The organism is Aquirufa esocilacus (assembly GCF_042715595.1).
GTDB lineage: Bacteria > Bacteroidota > Bacteroidia > Cytophagales > Spirosomataceae > Aquirufa > Aquirufa esocilacus.
Genome location: NZ_JBBKXX010000001.1, coordinates 1,100,632 through 1,123,990, shown reverse-complemented (window position 1 = coordinate 1,123,990; position 23,359 = coordinate 1,100,632). Strand labels below are relative to the sequence as shown.

The window sequence follows — 23,359 nt, the reverse complement described above, 5'->3', positions numbered from 1 at the left end:
TTGAAATATTAGAAGAAATAATTGTCTTTATTGAATTTATTTCTGTTGGATTTATAAAGGTAATACACCTTTCAGAATTACGTATTATCTTAGTGCCTTGAATTTTATAAGCTTACAACTATGTCTCAAAATGCTGTGATTAACCTCGATGGCCAAACGTTCGAATTACCTACTCTAGTAGGAACCGAAAATGAAAAGGCAATCGACATTGCGAAACTTCGCGATTTATCTGGATACGTAACGTATGATCCAGGTTACAAGAACACGGGTGCAACAAAAAGTGCGATTACTTTTTTAGATGGCGAAGAAGGAATTCTAAGACATTGTGGTTATAGCATCGAAGAGTTAGCCGATAAAGCTAGCTTCTTAGAAGTGGCTTATTTATTATTAAATGGCGAATTGCCTACACAATCTCAATTAGATGCGTTCGAAGCTGATGTGAAGAAATACACGGTGACGAATGAAGTTTTATTGAAAATTGAACAAGTTATTCCGACGTCTACACACCCAATGAGCGAATTGTCAGCTCTAGTAGGTTTAATGGAGGGACAATATAATCCAGCGGAAACGAAAGAAAACATCTTACGTTTGATCGCTGCCTTGCCTATTTTCGCGGCTTGGAATTACAAGAAATCAATCGGAGAAGCCTTAGTGGCTCCGGACCAATCGTTAGATTATTGCTCGAACTTCTTGAAAATGATGTTCGCTAAACCAGGCGAAGATTACAAAGTAGATCCAATCGTTTCTAAGGCATTGAACAAATTATTAATCTTACACGCAGATCACGAGCAAAACTGCTCTACTTCAACTGTTCGTTTGATTGGTTCTTCTCACGCTAGTTTATTCTCTAGTATTTCAGGTGGTATCCAGGCGTTGTTTGGTCCATTACACGGTGGAGCGAACCAAGCGGTGATTGAAATGTTAGAAGAAATCAAGCAAGCGGGTGGTGATACGTCTAAGTTTGTGGCTATGGCCAAAGATAAGACTTCGGGCTTCCGTTTGATGGGCTTTGGTCACCGTGTTTACAAGAACTTCGATCCACGTGCTCGTATTATTAAGGTAGCAGCGGATGATGTGTTAACGGCTTTGGGCGTTAAGGATCCCGTTTTGACGATCGCTCAAGAACTAGAGGCTGCGGCTTTAAGTGATGAGTATTTCGTTGCTCGTAAATTATATCCGAACGTAGATTTCTACTCAGGTATCATTTACCGCGCTTTGGGCATCCCTACGGATATGTTTACGATTTTATTCGCGATCGGACGTCTTCCAGGTTGGATTTCTCAACACCAAGAAATGATGACAAACAAGGAGCCTATCGGTCGTCCTCGTCAAATCTACGTAGGTTCTCCTGCGCGTGCGTTTGTCGATATGGCAAAACGATAGAATTTTCTTTATAAACGAAAAGCCTCCGATTTCGGGGGCTTTTTTGTTTTAGGTTGTATCGGTTTTAAGGAATCTGCAGAAATTTATGCGTTTGAACTGAAATGCGCCACGTCGGATTCGCTTTTACGAAATCGACAATTAAAGGATTCATCTGCTCTTGCTTGGACCATTCTGGTTGCAAGTATAATTCTGCCGAATCTGGTAATTTATCTGCCCATTCTTGTGCCCAAGTAATATCTGATGGATGATTGACAACCACTTTTAGTTCGTTTGTAAGTGCTAAAATGCCCTCATTAGGAGCTTTGAATTTTTTAGGAGAAAAACAGATCCAATCCCAAGTCCCAGTGATGGCCGTTGCCACACCTGAAGTTTCTATATGTGTTCTGAATCCTGCTGCTTGTAATGCCTCTGTTAGTGGACCTAAATCATGCATCAATGGCTCGCCCCCTGTTATAACTACTAATCGACCTGGATTCTCCAGCGCTTCATTCACTAAGGTTTCAACTGTTTTTACGGGATGGGTATCTATTGGCCATGATTCTTTCACATCACACCAATGGCAACCCACATCGCATCCACCTAGTCGAATGAAATAAGCGGCATGTCCTTGGTATTTACCTTCCCCTTGTAGAGTGTAAAAAGATTCCATTACTGGATAAGTAAATTCAGCTCTTTTTACGTCGGTTTTTATATCTTTGAGATTGGATTGCATTTAGACTAAAATTGAATAGCAAAATTAAGTCTAGAATTGTAATTTAACTAATAGATGAATCCAGCAAACGCAAAAAATCGACTATTTCTTGCTTTAGGGCTACTAGGCACCGTGTGCTTGTTATCCGCTTGCTGGTCAGCGCGTTGTCCTCATGAAACCTGTCGAGTTAAAGTGGAGCATCGGCATGGGGGAGGGTATTATCGCCCCAATGTCGCTTTTTCATGGATGTGGACACCTCGATACAAGCATATTCGTGCTGATCAAAATAAAAAGAAATCCAGATGAAGCAAACCGTAGTTTTTTCCGCAGGGGCGCTAAATCAGTTGCCTTTGGATTGGTCGGGAAACCGCCAGCGCATTTTGGAGGCAATCGCACAGGCGACCTCTGATGGTGCGGCTCTTTTGTGTTTGCCCGAATTATGTATTTCAGGGTACGGTTGTGAGGATCAGTTTTTGGCCCCTTTTACGGCAGTTAAATCGTGGGAGTCGCTTGAATTGATAGCCTCAAAAGTGCCAGAAATGGTCGTAGTCGTTGGTTTGGCCTTACCTTTTGAGGGTAATCTATATAATGTGTCAGCTATTCTATCGAATGGTAAAATACAAGCCTTGATTCCCAAGCAATTTTTAGCGGATGATGGCGTGCATTATGAACCGCGTTGGTTCAAACCATGGCCTCGAGGTCATCGGAAAATGTATAAAGGAATTCCCTTAGGTGATTATCGTGTTCATTTTGCTGGCATTACACTAGGAATTGAGATTTGCCAGGATGCCTGGGAAGGGGAGAAGAGACCCGCATATGATTTAGCCTGTCGTGGCGTTTCGGTGATTTGTAATCCAACAGCGTCACACTTCGCCTTTGGAAAAGCAGAAATTAGAAAGACATTATGCCTAGAAGGCGCTAGAATTATTAATGGAGTTTATCTATTCGCGAATTTACTGGGAAATGAAGCAGGTCGAATCATTTTTGATGGAGATGCTTACATTGTTCATCAGGGTTCTATTTTAGCTCAAACACCCCGTTTTTCCTTCCAAGATTTTACCTTAGTTTCCCACGAAATGACGGTAGATACAAGAGAAGAGAGTGGAGAGGATGTGGTATCGTTTGAAATTCATCTTCCCGAAGCGCATGTAGTAAAAACTTCCGAAGTACCGGCTTGGGAAAGTTCAGAAACGAAAAAAGAGGAAGAGTTCTCACACGCCGTGTCCTTAGGTCTATTTGATTATTTACGCAAATCCCGTTCGCAAGGTTGGGTTTTATCTCTTTCCGGTGGAGCGGATTCATCTGCTATCGCGTCATTGTGCGCCTTGAGTGTTCAATATGGGATAGATGAATTAGGCTGGGAGGGTATGAAGAAAAAGCTTTCTTATATCCCATTGACTACGCCCGATAAGGCGATGTCTGATTTATTAACGACTATTTACCAAGGGACGGTTAATTCCTCCCAAAATACGCGCGATTCTGCCCGTGAATTAGCGGAATGGATTGGATCAACCCATTATGTCATTGAAATTGATTTGATCGTGCAGGGGTACCGTGAATTGGTAGAAAATGCCATCGGCAGATCTTTGACCTGGGAGCAGGATGATATTACCCTCCAAAACGTACAAGCTCGCGTCCGTGCCCCTAGCGCCTGGATGCTCGCTAATATCAAAAATGCCTTATTACTCGCGACGTCGAATCGCTCGGAAGCGAGTGTAGGTTATGCGACGATGGACGGCGATACCTCTGGCTCGATTTCGCCTATTTCTGGTATTGATAAGAGTTTCATACGGACTTGGCTGCTTTGGTTAGAAGCGCAGGGCTTTATAGGGCTTCAATTAGTCAATAGTTTAGAGCCGAGTGCGGAATTGCGTCCACTCTCTGAAAAGCAGGTGGATGAGGAAGATTTGATGCCTTATCCGATTTTAAACACCATAGAGCGTTTGGCGTTCTATGATTTGTTATCGCCTCATGAATGTTTAGAAGCGGTTAATGCCCGTTATGGTTCGGTTTTTGCCAAAGAAAAGCTCGAAGAATTCGTTCGCAGATTCTTCCGTCTTTGGGCGCGAAATCAGTGGAAAAGAGAGCGCTATGCGCCGGGATTCCACGTAGACGATTACAGTTTAGATCCAAAGAGTTGGTTGCGTTTCCCGATTTTATCAGCGGGATTAGAAAAAGATATATAAACAAAACACGAATAAGCAGATGTTATTAGTTGTGGATGTGGGGAACACGGATATCGTGTTTGGTTTTTATGAGGATCAAACCTGGAAAGCAGTTTTGAGAACTCCTACGCACCAGCCTTGGAGTGCGAATGGGGTAGTGAATTGGATCAAGAAAGAGTGGGCTGCTAAAGAACTAGGGGAAACCTTACCATCTTTGGCCTTAATTTCCTCCGTAGTACCCTCCATTTCGCCTCAAATTCAGCGTGGATTGGCTCTATGGCTAGGCTATTCGCCAGCTGTCATGCGCCCAAAATTATATGAGACCTTAGCCATCCAAGTGATTGTGCCGGAGGAAATCGGATCCGATTTAGTGGCTAATGCTGTTTATGCGCACGAAAACTATAAATCGAATGTACTGATAGTGGATTTTGGAACCGCTTTAACTTTCACGTTAGTGAATGCAGCTGGAAAAATGGAGGGAGTTTCGATTGCCCCAGGTTTGAAAACAGCCGTGAAGTCATTGTTCTCTCAAACCGCCCAATTGCCCGAAGTTCCATTAGAAATGCCCGAATTCAACTTAGGCACTGATACCGTTTCTGCGATTCAAGCTGGAATTTTATGGGGCTATGTGGGCATGGTGAAAGAGATGATTAGTCGAGTTAAAGAAGATAAAAAAGGGGATTTAAAGGTAGTTGCAACAGGCGGATTGTCATCAATTTTGACCCCATTAGCCTCTTATTTCGATGAGGTAAATAAATTAATTACATTAGAGGGTTTGCGCCTAATTGCAGAACGTTTAAAAGCCTAAAAAGATGTTTCCGAAAGATCAAGGATACTTTTTTCCTGCCGAATGGCATCCACATATCGCCACCTGGATTACTTTTCCACACAACGATCACTCCTGGCAGGACGATAAATTAAAGCAGATGTACCCGGAATATTTCGCCTTAATTAAGGCGATATCACAGGGTGAACAAGTGCGAATTAATGTAAATTCACCCGAATTACAGGCTTTTATCGAAAGTCAATTGCCTGCTTATGGCATTGATCCAGCTAAAATCGAATTCAATGTTCAACCTACGAATGATGCGTGGTGTCGTGATCACGGGCCGGCCTTTTTAGTGAAAGCGGATAGTAGTGATCGATTAGTGGTAGATTGGGAATACAATGCATGGGGAGGTAAATATCCGCCTTTTTCGGATGACAATGCATTGCCCCAAACGATTGCATCTTGTTTATCTCTATTATCTGTTTCTCCAGGTATCATTATGGAGGGAGGTTCGGTGGACTTTAATGGAGCCGGAACCGTGTTAACGAGTCGTTCTTGTCTCTTAAATAAGAATCGTAACCCCCATCTGACGCAAGAGCAGATTGAAACATATTTGAAAAATTACTATGGTGTGTCTCAAGTACTTTGGGTATCTGATGGTATTGTAGGGGATGATACGGATGGTCACATCGATGATACGGTGCGTTTTGTCAATGCAAATACGGTTATCGCGATGGTGGAACCGAACGTAGCGGATGATAATCATGCGGTATTGGCCGCTAATTTGGCGGAATTAAAGCAAATGACGCTGCTAGACGGCTCGCCTTTAACTATCATAGAAATTCCCATGCCAGATGCCGTGGTAATTGATGGTTTTAGGGCTCCCGGCTCCTATGCAAATTTTTATATTTGTAATGCGGGTGTATTAGTGCCTATTTTTGATTGTTCACAAGATGAAATAGCCTTAGAAATATTACGACAATTATTCCCGGATCGTCCCGTCATTGGGTTGTCTGCTCGAGAGATTATTTGGGGTCAAGGAAGTTTTCATTGTTTGACCCAGCAAGAACCTGCCGCATGCGTATAATTACCTTATTTGCTTTTCTGGGTTTGTTCTCTTGTGCTCGTCAATCTGCCTCGCCTGTGGTGGTGGATCAAAATGTGCAAAAGGAAAAGCGGCTACAGGTCAAACTTCAAAGCTTGAATGTGGTGAAGACGCAAGAGGTATTAGGCGATGAATTAGTATTGGTAGGTGCCATTGGTATTATGGAGGGAGACACAATAAAGCCTATTCAGGTTTTTTCCACCTACTTAGGTAGGGTGAAGTCTGGGCAGGTCATTCGATTGGACACAATAAAGCCAGTAGAAGTGCGTTTAAAGTCAGGCCAAAAAGCCAGCTTTCAACTTTCTCTCTTCGAAATAGAAGATTATCAGCCTACAAAAAAATGGGTAAATCGATTTAATGCAGTGAGTGGCGTTTTAGCCATTCCTTTGGCTTTAACCTCGGCTGAAAATCCAGTATCTTGGTTTTTATGGGGAATGAAAGCTGGATCTTTGGGATTAGACTGGGTGAGTGAAATAGATAAGCGAGATTTAGTAGGAGTTTCAGAGACGCAGTGGGATTATGATTCCGTTCTCTCTACTGAAAGGACAGGAAAATGGATAGGAGGTCGTAGACTGATTGACGCTTATGAATATCAATACAAGATTCAAATAAATGTAGAATAATCAGGTTTGTCAGGGATTATTCGTAATTTTATTAGCTTAATTAGTCAGTATGAAAGAAGTAAAGTTTATCCTATTATTTTTCTTGATTGCACCACTTGCCTCGTTCGCACAAGGTATTTCGCCTATTCAACTAGGTAGCAAAAATATTTCAGCAGAAGAATTTCTGAAGACCTATAATTCATTAGTGGAGATAGATAGTGTGAATAAAGAAAATCGATCAGCTTTTTTAGCTGATTATATTGATTATCAATTAAAAATTTTGGCGGCAGAAAAGGCGAAAATTTCGGATGAGTCTGAATTTAAAGAAGAATATGCGAGTTTTCGTAAAGAATTAGCTACGCCTTATTTGATAGATATGCCTACTGCGGACAACCTAGTGAAGCAGGCTTATCAACGAATGAAAGAGGAGAAAAAAATAAGCCAAATTCTAGTTAAACTAAGTGAAAACCCTAGTCCGGCAGATACGATTATTGCTTTTCAAAAAATTGAGAATCTATATCAGAAATTAAAGTCAGGCGAAGATTTTGCCCAGGTAGCCTCTAAGTTTTCAGAAGATGAATTATCTGCCCCGAAAGGAGGTGCCCTAGGTTATATTACCTCACTACAAACGTTGTATGATTTTGAGAATGCCATCTATTCCATTGGAATAGGGGAATATTCCAAGCCATTTAGAACAGCAAGTGGTTACCATATTGTTAAAGTGGTCAATCAGCGACCTAATTCTGGTAAAATCCGTTTAGCTCATATTATCATTTCTGCTGCGGTCGATGCGCCCACCAATGTACAAGTAGATGCGAAAAAGAAAATAGAACAAGTGGAAGCCTATTTAAAAGCGGGGGAATCTTTCGAATTAGTCTGTAAAAATTATTCAGATGATCCTTTTTCCAGAAGTCGTGGTGGCGAAATCAGACGTTGGTACTTTTCATCTGATTTAAGCGAAGAACTACAAGATGCCTTATTTGGATTAGAACGATTAGGGGATGTTTCTAAACCCATTCGTACGAATTTGGGCTGGCAAATATTTAAATTATTAGATAAAAAACCACTGCTTACATTTGAGGACATGTCTGAGTTCATCAAGCAAAAAGTATTAACGGATCCGGATAGAAAAGAGTTGATTAAAAATGCTTTTATGAAACGTGTTCGAGTTGAGAACAAGGTTTCTATCCAGGAGGCTACGAAAAAAGCTGCTTTTGAGCGAATGAGTGTGGAAAGAACAGGAGAGGAGCCTTTCTTAAAAGAACCTTTGTTTACCATTCTAGATAAGTCATTTACGGTAGGTGATTATTATACTTTTGTTCAATCCCAAAAAAGAAAGAGTATAAAAGCCTTAGGTTATTTGCCAGCTAAATCAGAGCAAAAATACCTAGATGAATGTATTGAAAAAGAAACATTGCAAGCAGAGGAGGAGCATTTAGAAAATAAATATCCAGCCTTTAAAGAGCAAATGGCAGAATTTTATACAGGTAGTTTGTATAGTAAAATGATCGATCGAGAGATTATAAGTAAGTCCTTAGACTCGCTTGGTCAAAGTAACTATTATGTACAACATCGTGCCTCTTTTATTCAACCTGCTCGAATCGAAGCGAAACTGATTGTCGCTGATTCTAAGAAAACCCTAACGGACGTATTAGATCAACTAAAACAGACTACTTTTGCCATGAATAAGAAAGTGGCAGATTTAATTTTTAACTTAGGTGGAATTGTCTACAAGGAGCCATCGGGGCAGATTTTGGATGAAATTTACGCAACCCTGGCTAAAAATCCTGAATATCAAATTGAGATTGCTGGGCACAGAGATGCATCTGAGTCAGATAGTTTATCCGAAATTAGATCAGCACAGGTGGTAAATTATCTCAAGCTTAGAGGTATCGCTGTGAATCGCATTATTCAGAAAGATGAAGCAAGTTTAAAACCTGTGTCTAAAACTGTTAAAGAAAAAAACGCACGTGTTTCATTCCGTTTTTTATCGACCAGCACAGGGGATTTAGTCAAAAGGTTTAATGCCTTAAAGCCCAAAAGTGTTGAAGTTAAAGAGGGGTATTTTAAGAAAGGGGATTCTCCTATCATTGATGCCATCGATTGGACTGCTGGAACTAAAGCATGGGAAACAACGGGTAAATTTGCCGTTGTAGAGGTCAAGAAAATAGAGCCAGAGCGTTTACGTAGTTTTGAAGAAGCGCGTGGATTAGTGATTAGAGGCTATCAAGAACAATTAGAAAAAGAATGGGTTGTTAAATTAAGGCAACAATATCCCGTGCTAGTGAATGATGCCGAATTAGAAAAAATACTGAAAAATTAAATTTATGAAATTGACTCGTTGGGTTTTAGGTTTGTGTTTACTTGTAGGGAGTTTATCCGCATACTCGCAAGAGGTTGGCAATAAAAATGTGTTAGATCGCATTATTGTTAAGGTTGATAATTACTTTATTTTAAAATCAGAAGTAGAGAATCAATACCAGCAATATATCACCAGTGGTCAGGCTAATACGCCTAATCGTTGCCAAATTTTGGAGGGTTTAGTAGTCAATAAGTTGATGTTGGCCAAAGCTGAAATTGACTCCGTTATCGTAGAGGATAAGCGCATTGAAGCTGAATTGAATAGCCGAATGGAACAGATGGAGGGCCAGTATGGCTCCGCTAAGAACATCGTTGAGGCGTACGGTAAGTCAATTGCTACCCTTAAAGAAGATTTGCGATCATCATTGAAAGAACAGTTGACTGGCCGCAAAATGCAAGATAAAATTACGGATGATGTAAAAATCACCCCTAAAGAAGTAGCGGCCTTTTATAATGAAATTCCACGCGACTCTTTACCTTATTTGCCTGCAGAAGTAGAAATTAGTCATATCATTCGCATCGCAAAACCGAATAAAAATCAGAAAGAAGAATTATATGCTAAGTTATTAGATTTTCGTCGCCGAGTGGATAAAGGGGAGAGTTTTGAAGATTTAGCTAAGGTACATTCAGAAGATTTAGGTTCTGGTAAAAGAGGAGGGGATTTAGGTTTTGCTAAACGTGGCGCCATGGTTGCCCCATTCGAAGCAGCGGCTTTACGTTTAAAACCGAATCAAATGTCAGATGTTGTTGAGTCGGAATTTGGATTTCACTTAATTCAATTACTGGAGATCCGTGGTCAAGAATACCATGCTCGTCATATCTTATTAAGACCTGATTACCAAAAATTAGATTTGACTGAGCCTACGAAGTTTTTGGATAGTATTCGGGTACTGGTTCAACGTGATTCAACTACTTTTGAAAAAGCGGCAAAAGAATTCTCAGAAGATAAAGCTACACAAGATGCCGGTGGTGTTATTATGGATGCAACCAGTGGGGCGAATCGTCTTGCCTATGACGGCACGATGGATCCAGCTCTTTTCTTTGCTCTAGATTCAATGAAAGTGGGAACTATTTCAGCTCCCATTCCTTTCCGTACAGATGATGGTAGATCTGCCGTGCGTATTTTGTTTTTCAAAGCGAAGCACCCGCCACATTTTGCGAATCTGAAAGATGATTATCAAAAGCTATCTCAGATTACACTGTCTCGTAAAAAGAACAACGCTATCGAAAAGTGGTTTATGAAAGCGAAAGATGATGTATTTATCTTTATTGATGAGGAGTATATGGATTGTCGGATACTTGAGGATGTGCAGGAACGGGAGTAGTTGAGATTAGAAATAATAGAGTAAAGATTATAGAGAGTAGATAAGAGAGTATAGATTTAAAGCACAAAGCTTAAAGAATAAAGGTGGCATTAAAAAAGGGAGCGAAGCTCCCTTTTTTAATATGTATGGTGAAAAATTCATTTCTGAATTCATGCCCGATGGGGATTCGAACTTTATTCTTTGTGCTTTTTGCTCTATGCTTTACATCTATACTCTATACTCTATAATCTCTCCTCTATAATCTAATTAGACCGCCACCGGCGCCTTAATTCCTGGATATGGATCATATCCCTCTAAGGTGAAGTCTTCGAATTTGAAATCTAAGATATCTTTTACATTCGGATTGATTTTCATCGTTGGCAATGCACGTGGAGTTCGGGATAATTGTAATTCCACTTGTTCCATGTGATTGCTGTATAAATGGGTGTCGCCACCAGTCCAAATAAAATCACCTAAGCCTAGATCGCAAACTTGGGCGATCATCATGGTTAACAAGGCATAAGAGGCGATGTTGAAAGGAACCCCTAAGAATACATCCGCTGAACGTTGGTATAGTTGACAAGATAGCTTGCCATCTGCTACATAGAACTGGAAGAAAGCATGGCAGGGCATTAGGGCCATTTTAGGCAAGTCTGCTACATTCCAAGCACTCACGATAATTCGACGAGAATCTGGATTCTTTTTCAATGTTTCAACAGCTTCTTTGATTTGGTCAATGACCACACCATTTGCACCTTCCCAGCTCCTCCATTGTTTTCCATACACTGGACCTAGGTCGCCGTTCTCGTCTGCCCATTCATCCCAAATGCGAACGCTATTTTCTGTTAAATAGCCAATATTTGTCTCGCCTTTCAAAAACCACAATAGTTCATGAATGATTGATTTTAAGTGGGTTTTCTTTGTCGTGACTAAAGGGAAGCCATCTTCTAGGTTGAAGCGCATTTGGTAGCCGAAAACACTCGTTGTTCCCGTTCCTGTGCGATCAGATTTGAATGTGCCTTTTTCCTTGATGTGGTTTAATAAATCTAAGTATGCTTGCATGTTATGCGTCGAATTTTTCCCCGTTTAAAACTAAGGTATGAGTAATGGTTGAGCTAGGCTCTAATTGAGCGGTGGCGGAACAGTATTTGTCCATGGACATTTGGATTGCTTTAAGGGCTTTGCTGCCGTCAATTTGGCCTTTTAATTCAAATTGGATGTTGATTTGACGGAAAGGTGTTTTCTCTGTACCCTCTATCTTCTCGCGATCCCCTTGAACCCGAATTTGAAAGTCGTCTACGATTTGACGCTGCTTCTTCAAGATGAGAATGACATCTATTGCAGTGCAGCCTCCTAGGCCCATTAAAAGGAGCTCCATGGGACGAGCACCGGCATTATGACCTCCAATTCCCTCCGCTGCATCGATATGTACCGGAATGGGAGAGGAGCCTTTGGCCTCGAAATGAAAATCTTGATCTAAGCGGTTTAATACTACTTCCATGGGTTATTTTAGTTGTGTGGATTTAAGCTCTTTCGTCCAAATAACCTCGCCTTTTACATTAAAAAGAGTAATGGTTAATGTACGGTCCTTTAAAGGTCCAGTTACCTCAATTTTAGAGAATGCTCTTTCCTGTACCAACGTTCCAGGCACTAAAGTCTCGTTATAATCTAGCTTTACCGCATCAGCCTTTCCTGCCGTCATGGGAGAAACCGTCAAATCATATAATGGATACGTGCCTTCGCGCTCTAATTTGTTCAAATCAGAGATATGGCGATCGCCTGTGAAAAAGAGAACACCAGAAATTTTTCGATTCTTTAATTCTTTCAATAAAAACGTTCTTTCGGACTCATAATTCGCCATGTTTTCGAATACTTTGGCTGGGCTAACCACCTGGCCACCATTGACGATTATTTTAAAACTAGCCCTAGAAGTGGACAATTGATCTAATAACCAAGTCATTTGTTTCGCGCCCCAGTAATCTTTATTCGGGTCATTCAATTCGTTTGGAGCCTTGTTCCACCGATCATCCATTAGAAAGAACTCGACATCGGCCCACTGGAATTTTCCGGTAATTCCTTCATTCGGGAAAGCAAAATTCGGATTACCCCAATACATTTTAAACATCTCTAGAGAGGTATGTTTCAAAGGAAAAGAACGATCTGCATCATTCGGTCCATAATCATGGTCATCCCAAATGGCAAAGTGGTGCACATTTGCTAATAAAGGCTGCATAGATTTTACGGCACGCGCATGGTCATTGCGGTGTATCATCCCCGTTCTGGTGTAATCTGGTTCGCGGTAATAAAAATTATCTCCACCCCACAGCATGAAATCTGGTTTCTTAGCGTGCATAGCTGCGTACACTTCGTCTGCACCACCATATCCTCGACCTGGTCGATCAGTTGCTTCTTCATTTACATAGTTACAAGTTCCGAAAATGAAAGAAAATGCTGGAGGATCATGACGGTATTGCCAAAGGTCTTGTGTTTGAAATTCTAGTGCATAATCAAAAGCCATTTTTTTACCATTCACCAGTACCTCGTATTCGTATTTTTTGCCCATTGTAACTTCGTCAGCAATGATTCGAGCGATGTAGGCTGTGGTCTTTTCTGTATGAACAGGGTCTGTTTTATGAACCGTTTTATCGCCTTTTTCCCAATATTGAATACTAACATCCGCTGGTTTCTCCGTCTGAACCCAAACCAATACCTCTTTCATTTCAGAATAGCCTAACATGGGACCACTCTTGATTTGTGCCAGCACTAAAAGCGGGGACAGTAGGAATAAGGTGATAAATATTCTTTTCATGTTTGTTAGATTAGTATCTTTGTGGCTTACAATTTACCCTATGGCATATTATTCTATTCAGAACATTCCTTTAACAGATTTGGCCAAAGAATTTGGTACACCACTTTATGTATACGATGCTGACAAAATTAGGGAAAAAATCTCGGTTTTAAGAGCCGCTTTTGAGGGAATTGATTTGACGATTAAATATGCCGCTAAGGCAAATACGAATTTGTCGATCTTGCGCTTAATGCGGGAGAATGGAGTAGATATGGATGTCGTTTCTCCTCAAGAATTGGAGTTAGGTTTAATCGCGGGATACACTGGCTCAAACATTACATTTACGCCATCGGGAGTTCATTTTTCTGAGATCGAATATGCCGTTTCCCAAGGGGCAATTGTCAACCTAGATAATCTATCCGTTTTAGAAAGGTTTGGACAGACCTACGGTTCCTCGCAGCCTTGTTTGATTCGCATTAAACCACATGTTTTTGGTGGGGGAAATGAAAAGATTATGACGGCCCATCCGGAGTCCAAGTTTGGGATTTCAATCCATCAAAAAGCTGAAATTCTAGCTATTGTTGAGCAATACAAAATCAATGTGATCGGTTTACATCAACACACTGGTTCAGATATCAAAGACGGAAAGACGTTCGAGCAAGCGGCATCAGCCCTTTTTGACTTTGCTTATGACTTCAAAGATTTACAAATTATCGATTTGGGAGGAGGTTTCAAAGTACCTTATTCTCCAGAGGATCCAGGAGTGAATATGCAAGAAGTAGGCCAAATTATGAGCAACGCCTTTCGCGCCTTTTGTGAAAAATACGGTCGTGAACTACGCCTTTGGGTAGAACCTGGTAAATTTTTAGTGAGTGAATCAGGCACATTCTTGACTGAAACGAATGTGGTTAAACGCGATCCGGTCAAAACTTTTGTAGGAATTAACTCGGGATTGAATCATTTGATTCGTCCCATGATGTATGGTTCGTATCACTATATTTTTAATGCTTCGAATCAAGATTCCTCGAAGCAAGAAGAGTATCGCGTGACTGGTTATATCTGTGAAACGGATACATTCTCCTTTGACTTCACAGGCAAACAAAACGAACGACTTTTAAACGAAGTCCAAGAGGGCGATATTATTGCTCTCGCGAATGCAGGTGCTTATGGATTCACGATGGCCTCGCATTATAACTCGCGTTTCTTACCTGCTGAGGTATTGGTGGATGGTGGTGTTGCGCGGGTGATTCGGAAGAGAGAGACTTTAGAAGATATACTACGTAATCAAGAGTAGCCAATACTTGGGAGCTACTAAACCGCTAAAGTCCGTACTATTTTTCCAACGATTTAATGTAGGCAGATGGAGTTATACCCATCTGTTCCTTAAAGGCATCAATGAATTTTGACCTAGAGGCAAAACCGGCATTAGAAGAGATAGCTTCAATGGTGATTTTTTTAGAATCTCCTGAATCGATCATGACAATCGCATAGTCAATGCGTATTTTTTTTCTCCATTCACTAAATGATAAACCAAGTGACGTGTTAAAATAAAGCGATAGTGTTCTTTCAGGAATTTTTAAATCAAAGGACATTTGTGCTATAGAAAATTCCTTTTTTGTAAAAGGGAGCGAAAGCAAATAGATGGCTATTTCCTCCTTGAATTCAAGGTTGGTTTCTACAAAATTTCTTTTTTTCGGAAGACTATATTTAAGGTCACGTATTAAGTTACCTCTGACTTTGTCTGGAATAAATGATATGTTGCCGTAGAGAATTTTTGGAAATAAAAACAAGAATAAATTTTGAAGAAAAAAGCCTCCTCCGGCCACAGCAAAATAGTGTTGTTTCGAAGTGAAAATTTGTGTGTAGGCATCGCTTTGAAAATCAAAATAAATACCCACTACTGTTAACATATGTAAGACACTATTGCTTGATATGACGAATTGAATAGCACAAAGTAAATAGATCCATCTTTTTAAAATCCCGTGATTTGTTGACAACTGACCAAATTTAGTCTTTGTTCGTTGGGAATGAACTGTAAAATAGATTAGGGAGAAAAGGCAATAGGCAAGTAAATGTAATGATCTAGATACCAGAATAAATTCAAAGGAAACAAATTGGAAATCTAGGGTATATCTCTCCGTTATATTAATGATTTCGTGGGCGATTTTAGCTTTTTGCTCAAAAGGTAAAGTGGTAAAAGGCAGGCAATTAATAGCAATAAATGCAGCAGGAATTAGGTGAATAAAATCAAATTTTTCTAGTTTCCGCTGATCTGTTACAAGCGTTTTTACGTAAAAAAATAAAAATGGACCTAATAAATAGGAGAGAGGTAAGAAATGGACAAAACAAATACCTTCCCAGAATAAATTTTGGGTATAATGTAACCCATAATAAACAAGAACCACCAAATTACAGCACAAGAAAAATAGAGCTAAAAAAGCATTAGATCTATTTAATGAACTTAAGTAATAGATTAGCAAAAAAGAGGTAAATATGCCAAATAAGGGAAATATAATACCCATAATGAAAACGTTTTTGTCGATTCAAATTCAAGATAAATAAAAAAATAGTAATTCGTTTTGTTCCATCCTCGCAAAGTGGAACATAAATGAATCATTTTCGAACCTTCCTTTTCTTTCCTCTTTCCAAATTGCGTCATTGTTAAACATAAAATCTTTATTCAAATGAAAAAATTAGTCTTTGTATTTTTGACCATTTCAGCATTTGCATCTGGTCAATCCGTTTCAAATGAGGGTAATGCCGAAACCGGTTTTAATTCAGGGTATAACTTGGAGAAATCGCCAAACACAAAATTGGTTTTAAATTCTATTAAAGCCTTAGAAGCGTTGGATACCGTTACTTACAAATCTTTTTATGCACCTGAGGTGAAATTTCACGATAATCTTGAGGAAAAGAATTTAACTCAGAATGTGGCTTTTCTCAAGGTTTTAAAAGCGAATGGAATTTCTGTAAAATTTGAAAAAGTAGCTCCTATCTGGGAATACGTGCACAAGAACAAAAATATGAATGAAGCAAACAATTACGTGATATCCTACCAATATGCTGTATTAACTAAGGGTGACAAATCTATAAAAGTGGTTATAAGTGCAGTGGACCAGCTAAAAAATGGGAAAATTGTGCAGGAGTGGTTAGCCTATGACACAGCCGGCATTATGAGTTTATTCAAGTAGTAATTAATAGCTAGTTTTCTGTGGTCAGTATTCCGTGTCTACTCTCAAATACTCTCCATTCCCCTGATATGTATTGATTATTCAGCGGCAAAATTATTTGATTCTTAATTTTTCCAGACATGTAGTAGGTTTTCGGGTTCTGAATCATTTGACCTGTCGACGATTCAGAACCCGAAGACCTAATACATAACCCACGTATCCTTCGAACCACCTCCCTGCGAGGAATTAACCACTAATGAATCTTTTCTCAATGCAACGCGTGTTAATCCACCCGGCATAACATTCACTCCGTCACCATATAAAATGTAAGGGCGTAAATCCACGTGTCGGCCTTCTGCATGGTCATCGATCAGACAAGGAACGCGGGATAAGGATATGGTAGGCTGTGCAATGTAATTTCTGGGATTGCTTAGAATTAAAGCTTTAAACTTTTCTTGTTCCTCTTTGGTAGATTTTGGGCCGATTAGCATGCCATAACCACCCGCTTCGTTAGCTTCTTTAACCACTAATTTTTCGATATTGGCTAAGACATAATTGCGATCGTCTTCCTCTGAACAAATATAGGTTTTGACATTTTGGATAATTGGCTCCTCCTTTAAATAGTATTTAATGATGCGCGGCACATAGGCGTAAATTACTTTATCATCTGCCACTCCAGTGCCAGGGGCGTTTGCAATGGCTACTTTACCATTTTTATACACGTCAAAAATACCTGGTATACCTATCATCGAATCCGGATTAAAGACGGTAGGGTCTAGAAAAGTGTCATCGATGCGTCGGTAAATGACATCGACGATTTGGAAACCTTTGGTCGTGCGCATTTTGACATAGCCCTCATGAACGACTAAATCACGTGCATCCACTAATTCCACACCCATTTGTTGAGCTAAATAAGAATGCTCAAAATAGGCGGAATTATAGATTCCTGGGGTTAAAACGACTACCGTTGGTTCTGGTCGATCACTAATGAATCGCAACATTTCCAATAACTTATTAGGGTAATCAGAAATGGGTCTAATGCGTGTTTTTGCAACTACTTCGGGAAATGTTTGCTTTAATAGTTCCCGGTTTTCCATCATATAGGATACGCCTGATGGGCAGCGTAAATTATCCTCCAAAATCATGTATTCCCCATCGCTACCTCGAATTAAATCTGTACCTGTGATGTGTATATAGATGTTTTTGGCAGGTTTGATTCCAATGCAAGCTTTTAAAAAGTCTTTAGAGGAATTAATCACTTCTGCCGGAATGATACCGTCTTTGATGATTTTTTGATCAGAGTATATATCATTTAGAAAAAGATTTAATGCGGTTATGCGTTGAATTAACCCTTTTTCGATCTTTTCCCATTCTTTCGCTTCGACTATTCTAGGAATAATATCTACGGGCATGATGCGTTCAGTACCTTCATTTTCCGCATAGACATTAAACGTGATCCCCATCGCCATTAAGGCTCTTTCTGCGGATTGTTGGCGGCTTAAGAACTCTTCTTGAGAAAGCTGTTCTACCCGTTCCTTGAAATGGTCATATCCTGCCCGAACACGTCCATCGGCCTCGAACATTTCATCGAAAAAACCGCCAGTTTCGTAGTTGTTAAAGGAGAAATTCATGGTATTGTGATTTAAAATGCTTGATATGATCTTAATTTAGAATTTTATTTCTGTTTTGATTTTCCAAAACTTTAGTAATTTTCAAAATTTCCAAAAATACCCTCTTAATTATTGGAAATTTACCATTTTTTGTCTGATATTAAAGAATATGTCTGTCTCCTCTTTTTATTTTATAAGCCCTATCGGGAATCTACATCTTCTTTTGTCAGATCAAGGATTGCTATCTTGTTCATTTGTTGATGAGGTTTCCAATGACTTAATTTTACATCCGACTGAAGTACAGGAAATAAAGGGGATTTTGCAGGTCTATTTTGACACAGGTGATTTAGCCTATTTTCCTATGGATCCTGCGATTGGAACACCTTTCCAGCAGCGAGTATGGGAAGCGTTGAGAGAAATTCCCACTGGTTCTACTGTTACGTATGCTGAGATTGCAAAACGCTTAGAAATACCCAAAGCCGCCCAGGCAGTTGGAAATGCGAATGGACAAAATCCGATTTTACTTTTCAACCCTTGTCACCGGGTTATCGGTTCAACGGGTAAATTGGTCGGGTATAGCGGTGGATTATGGCGTAAGGAATGGTTGTTAGCGAAAGAGGGAGCCACTTTATTTTAGTTTATATTTGTATATGGATAATGATCAAATTGTAGATGCGCTTGAGCTGTTGGTGAAACTGTGGGACTTGCATGGCGTAAATGAATTTAAGAGTAAAAATCTAGCCTTTGCTGCGCGTGGCCTCGATAAATTTCCGGGTTTAATTTCCGCCCTGCCTGAGTCGGAATTGTTAGCGATTCCGGGTGTAGGTAAAGTGGTTGTTCAAATTGTCCAAGATATCGCTGCTTCAGGAACTTGTCCTGATTTAGAACAAATAATTGAACAAACACCTCCTGGTTTACTGACCTTATTGAAGATAAAGGGTTTAGGTCCTAAAAAAGTGCGTACCATTTGGCAAGAATTGCAAATAACTGAAATTGATGATTTGTTAGCAGCCTGCGAAGATGGACGGTTAGCTAATTTAAAAGGTTTTGGTGGGGCTGTGGTGGAAAGCGTTACCTTGAATATTCATTTTATTAAATCAAATTCTAGCAAATTGCGTATTAATAAAGCGCAAGATTTAGCGGATGAAATCGCACAAGAACTCATGGCTTTTTTCTCTAAAGTATCCATTGCAGGGGAATTACGCCGAAATTGTGAAGTAATTAACTCACTTGTATTTTTAGTGGAAACGGATGATTTATTTGGAGCTTCAGGGCTGCTGCAATCAGTGGATAGGTTAGAAGAAGATCTGAAAGAATCATCTCCTTTTACTTGGAGAGGATTCGCAAAGGGTCATTTGATTCCCATCGAAATTCACTTTGCTTCTGCTGGAGAATGGGTGACAAAATTATTTGCCCTATCAGCTTCGCCGGAGCACTTGGCTCAAGTTCACTTTTATGAACGATTTGAGGGAAAAGAGTTGAAAGAAGAATCAGAAATCTACACATCTCAAACTTTGCCGTATATCGTTTCTGAAATGCGGGAGGGTTTACAGGAGTTTGATTGGCACGCAAAACACGGTGATAAGGCGTTAATTCAACACGCCGATTTGCGCGGTTGTTTGCATAATCACTCGACCTATTCCGATGGAAAAAACACCTTGACTGAAATGTCTGAAGCCTGCCGCGATTTAGGACTAAGTTATTTCGGGATTGCAGATCACTCCAAGTATGCGGCCTATGCAGGTGGTTTGAAAGAGGAGGATGTGCAACGTCAGCACGAAGAAATAGATCAATTGAATACGCAGTGGTCCGATTTTCAGATCTTAAAAGGAATTGAATCGGACATCTTGCCCGATGGGAGTTTAGATTACGATTCCTCGGTTTTAGCCTCGTTTGACTATGTGGTGGCCTCCGTACACGCTGGCTTAACGATGGATCTAGAAAAGGCGATGCCGAGGGTGATCAAAGCGATTGAAAATCCCTATACGTCTATTTTAGGCCATCCTACGGGCCGATTGTTGCTGGCAAGACCAGGTTTTCCTTTACAGATGTCCAAGATCTTAGACGCTTGTAAGGCGAATGGGGTGAGCATCGAATTAAATGCGAGTCCGTATCGATTAGATTTAGATTGGCGTCACATCTACGAAGCCATGGATAAAGGGGTTTTTGTCTCTATCAATCCAGATGCCCACGCCATAGCCGGATTACAGGATATGGAATGGGGGGTCAAAGTGGGGCGTAAGGGAGGTTTGTTGAAAGAATTGACTTTGAACGCTCTGTCTTTGGCCGATATCAATAACTTTTTCGCTAAAAACTAGAAATTCGGTTTCAGTAAATACTTCGCATAGAAGTCGTCTATTACGCGTACGGCCTCTGTGGGGGTGTCTACTAAAGCAAATAGTTCCAAATCTTCCTCATGGATATTTCCTGCGGTGACCATCGTCTTTTTCATCCAGTCGATTAAACCACCCCAATACTCTTTTCCTACTAAAACTACTGGGAAACGCCCTATTTTGTGGGTTTGGATTAGGGTCAAAGATTCAAACATCTCATCCAACGTTCCGAATCCCCCCGGCATAATAATAAATCCTTGAGAATATTTCACGAACATCACTTTGCGCACGAAAAAGAAGTCGAAATTGATATTCTTATCGGAATCAATATAAGGATTAGGGGTTTGTTCGAAAGGTAATTCTATGTTTAAACCCACGCTTCTGCCTCTTTCACTGGCAGCTCCCTTATTTCCAGCTTCCATGATTCCCGGTCCACCACCGGTGATGACACCATAGCCGTGTCGTACTAATTTAGCGGCAATCTCTTCTGCTATCTTGTAATAGGGGCTTTCTGGGCTAGTTCGAGCAGATCCAAAAATGGAAACGCAGGGCCCGATCTTGGATAATTTATCGATACCCTCTACAAACTCACTCATAATCTTGAAAATACGCCAAGACTCTTCTGATTTAATCTGAGCCCAGGTTTTGTCACCAAAAGCTTGTTTGATTTTCTCTTCTTCCTCTTTCCAGTTATTCTCCGTCATATTTTTACTAATTGTTTCCTAAATGTAGGACTAATCCTTTTACCTTTGCAAAAAAATAAATCATAATTTCATGAATGCTCCTTTAAGTTTCGCAGTAGGCGGTGACCACGCTGGTTTTGATTACAAGAATGATTTGATCGCTTTTTTAGAGGCCCAAGGCATCTCGGTAAAAGATTGCGGTACCTATTCTGCTGATTCTGTGGACTATCCAGATTTTGCCCATCCTGTGGCTGATGCGGTAGAAAAAGGGGAGGTGAGTTTTGGTTTATTATTGTGTGGAAGCGCAAATGGTGTAGCTATAACAGCCAATAAACACCAAGGTATTCGAGCTGGTTTAGCTTGGAATACGGAGGTCGCTGCTTTAGTTCGTCAACACAATGATGCGAACGTGTTATGTCTTCCAGTCCGATTTATCTCCTTAGAAGAAGCAAAAGCTTGTTTACAGGTGTTTCTAGAAACGCCCTTTGAGGGTGGTCGTCACCAAGGGCGGGTGAACAAAATTTCTTGCTGCTAAGCTATTTCTTTTTGTACAATTTTGGACTTACTAACTCGTATTGTTGCGTGATAGCTGGGAGGTGTTTTTCTAATTTGGAAAAATATCCAGCTGAATCGTAGATATAGACAGGTTGATCTTTGTCAAAGTACTCCTGGACAATAATTACATTTTTATAGCTATTCAATTCGTTTAGTAGAGGCTTTGCTAATTCCCAATTGACAAAAGGGCCGGCCATTTTATTATGTAAGTATTCTTGAATTTCTGGGCCTAATACAAGCAAACTCTTTCCCTGAATAGGCAGGTGTGAGACAGGTTGATTTTCAACAGAAGAATCTTGTTTTGACGTAAAAAATACGGCGAGTAATAATCCCACCATTACGAGCTCTTTTTGCCAGTTCTTTTTGATTAAGTAAAATAGATTTAATCCGAAATAAGCCAATGGTGGCAATAACAACACGAAATTGATTCGGTGGTAAGAGGGGAAGTTAGCAATTGCGATAAAGCTAAAAAAGAACCAAATGATAGTTGTTTGTTGCGCTTTTTGGGCATGAGCTCTGATTTTCGGATTACCTACTACTTTATATAATCCCCAAACCCCTATACAAATAGCCGGTGCAAAACTGAGTAAAACCCGTTTGGATTCGTTCCAAGAAATCAGCTGAAATTCGAAAGCTGAGTTGCGGTAAACTTGCCATAAATAGGCGAGATTTCCACGAAATGAAAATACTAAACTGGTGATAGCTAATACAAATAAGTAGCCAATAATCACTAAAATGAGTTGGCGAATGCTGATACCAGAATAGAATAGTAAGCTGAGTATAGCCCAGGGCAATAACCAGACATATGCCGGAAAAAGTAAGGTCGCCGCGGCTAAATAAATGCCTACTAAAAATACGCTGTCATTCACTAAAAGAGTCTTCTGCTGTTGAATGATTCCTTTCCAAGCCAATAATAGAAAGGTGAGTCCTAAAAGCGCTGGATCTGGAACGTAAAATTCTCTTGTTAAGTGAAATAGAATGATGTAGATACAAAAGGCAAGACCGCCTAATTGAGGCATTAAATCAAATTTTACAATAGTCGTTTGAAATATATACGCCTGTAAACAAATAATACCAAAGGCTAGGTAGGGATTCGAGGCGAGCGATATGCCCAATAAATCAAGTAATTGATAAAATCCGGTCGCAAATGGTCCTGTATTATCTCGGATATCTTTGTATAAACGAAAGCCCTCGTTTAGTTTTTGGCCAATTAAGTAATTTTTAATCTCCCACGGAAAATAGGATAAACCTTGTTGAGTTTGCAGAAAAGCCAAAAATCCACCCACCACTACGAAAAATAGCATGGCAACAAGACTGTTGGATTTAATAAATTGTAACATATTTAGCTAAACGAACTTCTAAATTACGGTGTTTCCAATTATTATTATGAAATTTGTACGTGTTTTTTGAGTTAAAAACGCAAAGCAAAAAGAAAGGTAAAATGGAAACGAAGCGTCAGCAAAAATTTGGCCGTCAAATACAGAAAGATTTAAGTGATATTTTTCAAAAAGAATTTAAAATGCTTTTTGGCAATGGAATGGTGACTGTGACGGAGGTTAAAATCAGTCCAGACCTTTCAGTGGCCCGTTGTTATTTAAGTTTTTTACTAATAGACGATCGTGAAGCCGTGATGGATCAGATTGAGCTACAAAATAAAGCTATTCGTAATGCCTTGGCTAACAGAATTCGCAAGCAAGTTCGTATCATTCCAAGCTTGGTCTTCTTCTTAGATGACACCGCTGCTTACGCGGCAAAAATTGAAGCTTTATTCGAGGGTTTAGTCATTCCTCCAGCTGAGGGTGATGTGCCTAATCGGGTGGCAGACGAAATAGATTAATAC

At 40.0% G+C, this 23,359-nt stretch carries 21 protein-coding genes; 13 read left to right on the top strand and 8 right to left on the bottom strand.

The genetic code is table 11. The features are described from left to right. Window positions 1-120: 120 nt before the first annotated feature. Complete coding sequence (locus tag SKC37_RS04955) at window positions 121-1,383, top strand: citrate synthase (RefSeq protein ID WP_377980395.1); 1,263 nt, start codon at window positions 121-123, stop codon at window positions 1,381-1,383. Between the two features lie 64 nt (window positions 1,384-1,447). Here the strand turns inward: SKC37_RS04955 and SKC37_RS04950 are convergent, their stop codons facing one another. Then, on the bottom strand, window positions 1,448-2,095 hold the full coding sequence (locus tag SKC37_RS04950) for a 7-carboxy-7-deazaguanine synthase QueE (RefSeq protein ID WP_377980394.1): 648 nt from the start codon (window positions 2,093-2,095) through the stop codon (window positions 1,448-1,450). Between the two features lie 281 nt (window positions 2,096-2,376). Here SKC37_RS04950 and nadE point away from each other — a divergent pair, with 281 nt between their 5' ends. From nadE to SKC37_RS04920, 6 genes are read left to right on the top strand one after another with little or no spacing between them, the layout of a single operon-like run. Beyond that, window positions 2,377-4,260 (top strand): NAD(+) synthase, encoded by a 1,884-nt coding sequence (gene nadE / locus SKC37_RS04945; RefSeq protein WP_377980393.1) that lies wholly within the window; start codon window positions 2,377-2,379, stop codon window positions 4,258-4,260. Between the two features lie 19 nt (window positions 4,261-4,279). Beyond that, complete coding sequence (locus SKC37_RS04940) at window positions 4,280-5,047, top strand: type III pantothenate kinase (protein WP_377980392.1); 768 nt, start codon at window positions 4,280-4,282, stop codon at window positions 5,045-5,047. 4 nt (window positions 5,048-5,051) lie between these two features. Further along, a complete protein-coding gene (locus SKC37_RS04935; protein WP_377980391.1) occupies window positions 5,052-6,095 on the top strand; it encodes an agmatine deiminase family protein in 1,044 nt (347 codons plus the stop codon). Continuing rightward, window positions 6,086-6,736 carry a hypothetical protein gene (locus SKC37_RS04930; RefSeq protein WP_377980390.1) on the top strand — a complete coding sequence of 217 codons (651 nt, stop codon included), beginning with the start codon at window positions 6,086-6,088 and terminating at the stop codon, window positions 6,734-6,736. The genes SKC37_RS04935 and SKC37_RS04930 overlap by 10 nt, the downstream gene beginning before the upstream one ends. A 49-nt stretch (window positions 6,737-6,785) precedes the next feature. After that, complete coding sequence (locus SKC37_RS04925) at window positions 6,786-9,038, top strand: peptidylprolyl isomerase (RefSeq protein WP_377980389.1); 2,253 nt, start codon at window positions 6,786-6,788, stop codon at window positions 9,036-9,038. Between the two features lie 4 nt (window positions 9,039-9,042). Beyond that, complete coding sequence (locus SKC37_RS04920) at window positions 9,043-10,401, top strand: peptidylprolyl isomerase (RefSeq protein WP_377980388.1); 1,359 nt, start codon at window positions 9,043-9,045, stop codon at window positions 10,399-10,401. 246 nt (window positions 10,402-10,647) lie between these two features. On the opposite strand, the gene SKC37_RS04915 is transcribed toward SKC37_RS04920, so the two are convergent. From SKC37_RS04915 to SKC37_RS04905, 3 genes are read right to left on the bottom strand one after another with little or no spacing between them, the layout of a single operon-like run. Further along, complete coding sequence (locus SKC37_RS04915) at window positions 10,648-11,442, bottom strand: thymidylate synthase (protein WP_377980387.1); 795 nt, start codon at window positions 11,440-11,442, stop codon at window positions 10,648-10,650. Window position 11,443: 1 nt separating this feature from the next. Continuing rightward, window positions 11,444-11,881: an OsmC family protein gene (locus SKC37_RS04910; RefSeq protein WP_377980386.1), complete on the bottom strand. Its 438-nt coding sequence runs from the start codon at window positions 11,879-11,881 to the stop codon at window positions 11,444-11,446. A gap of 3 nt (window positions 11,882-11,884) precedes the next feature. Continuing rightward, window positions 11,885-13,189 (bottom strand): alkaline phosphatase D family protein, encoded by a 1,305-nt coding sequence (locus SKC37_RS04905; RefSeq protein ID WP_377980385.1) that lies wholly within the window; start codon window positions 13,187-13,189, stop codon window positions 11,885-11,887. A 40-nt stretch (window positions 13,190-13,229) separates the two neighbouring features. On the opposite strand from SKC37_RS04905, the gene lysA reads away from it, so the two are divergent. After that, the gene (lysA, locus tag SKC37_RS04900) at window positions 13,230-14,462 is read left to right on the top strand and encodes a diaminopimelate decarboxylase (RefSeq protein ID WP_377980384.1); all 1,233 of its coding nucleotides are present in this window, start codon (window positions 13,230-13,232) and stop codon (window positions 14,460-14,462) included. A gap of 37 nt (window positions 14,463-14,499) precedes the next feature. Here lysA and SKC37_RS04895 read toward each other — a convergent pair whose 3' ends face one another. After that, window positions 14,500-15,690 (bottom strand): helix-turn-helix domain-containing protein, encoded by a 1,191-nt coding sequence (locus SKC37_RS04895; protein WP_130896920.1) that lies wholly within the window; start codon window positions 15,688-15,690, stop codon window positions 14,500-14,502. Between the two features lie 162 nt (window positions 15,691-15,852). On the opposite strand from SKC37_RS04895, the gene SKC37_RS04890 reads away from it, so the two are divergent. Further along, window positions 15,853-16,359, top strand: a complete 507-nt coding sequence (locus SKC37_RS04890) for a hypothetical protein (protein WP_377980383.1) — start codon at window positions 15,853-15,855, stop codon at window positions 16,357-16,359. A gap of 179 nt (window positions 16,360-16,538) precedes the next feature. Here the strand turns inward: SKC37_RS04890 and SKC37_RS04885 are convergent, their stop codons facing one another. Further along, window positions 16,539-17,969 (bottom strand): circularly permuted type 2 ATP-grasp protein, encoded by a 1,431-nt coding sequence (locus tag SKC37_RS04885; RefSeq protein WP_377980382.1) that lies wholly within the window; start codon window positions 17,967-17,969, stop codon window positions 16,539-16,541. 148 nt (window positions 17,970-18,117) lie between these two features. On the opposite strand from SKC37_RS04885, the gene SKC37_RS04880 reads away from it, so the two are divergent. Both SKC37_RS04880 and SKC37_RS04875 read left to right on the top strand, forming a co-directional pair. After that, on the top strand, window positions 18,118-18,585 hold the full coding sequence (locus SKC37_RS04880) for a methylated-DNA--[protein]-cysteine S-methyltransferase (RefSeq protein WP_377980380.1): 468 nt from the start codon (window positions 18,118-18,120) through the stop codon (window positions 18,583-18,585). Window positions 18,586-18,598: 13 nt separating this feature from the next. Next, complete coding sequence (locus SKC37_RS04875) at window positions 18,599-20,266, top strand: PHP domain-containing protein (protein ID WP_377980379.1); 1,668 nt, start codon at window positions 18,599-18,601, stop codon at window positions 20,264-20,266. On the opposite strand, the gene SKC37_RS04870 is transcribed toward SKC37_RS04875, so the two are convergent. Then, entirely contained in the window at window positions 20,263-20,985 is a 723-nt protein-coding gene (locus tag SKC37_RS04870; protein ID WP_377980378.1) for an LOG family protein, read from the bottom strand. The two genes, SKC37_RS04875 and SKC37_RS04870, sit on opposite strands and share 4 nt — an antisense overlap. Before the next feature lie 70 nt (window positions 20,986-21,055). Between SKC37_RS04870 and rpiB the strand changes: the two genes are divergently transcribed. Next, the gene (gene rpiB, locus SKC37_RS04865; protein WP_377980377.1) at window positions 21,056-21,499 is read left to right on the top strand and encodes a ribose 5-phosphate isomerase B; all 444 of its coding nucleotides are present in this window, start codon (window positions 21,056-21,058) and stop codon (window positions 21,497-21,499) included. Window position 21,500: 1 nt separating this feature from the next. Here rpiB and SKC37_RS04860 read toward each other — a convergent pair whose 3' ends face one another. After that, a complete protein-coding gene (locus SKC37_RS04860; RefSeq protein ID WP_377980376.1) occupies window positions 21,501-22,859 on the bottom strand; it encodes a DUF6427 family protein in 1,359 nt (452 codons plus the stop codon). Window positions 22,860-22,960: 101 nt separating this feature from the next. Between SKC37_RS04860 and rbfA the strand changes: the two genes are divergently transcribed. Beyond that, on the top strand, window positions 22,961-23,356 hold the full coding sequence (gene rbfA / locus SKC37_RS04855) for a 30S ribosome-binding factor RbfA (protein ID WP_377980375.1): 396 nt from the start codon (window positions 22,961-22,963) through the stop codon (window positions 23,354-23,356). The last annotated feature ends 3 nt before the right edge of the window (window positions 23,357-23,359 follow it).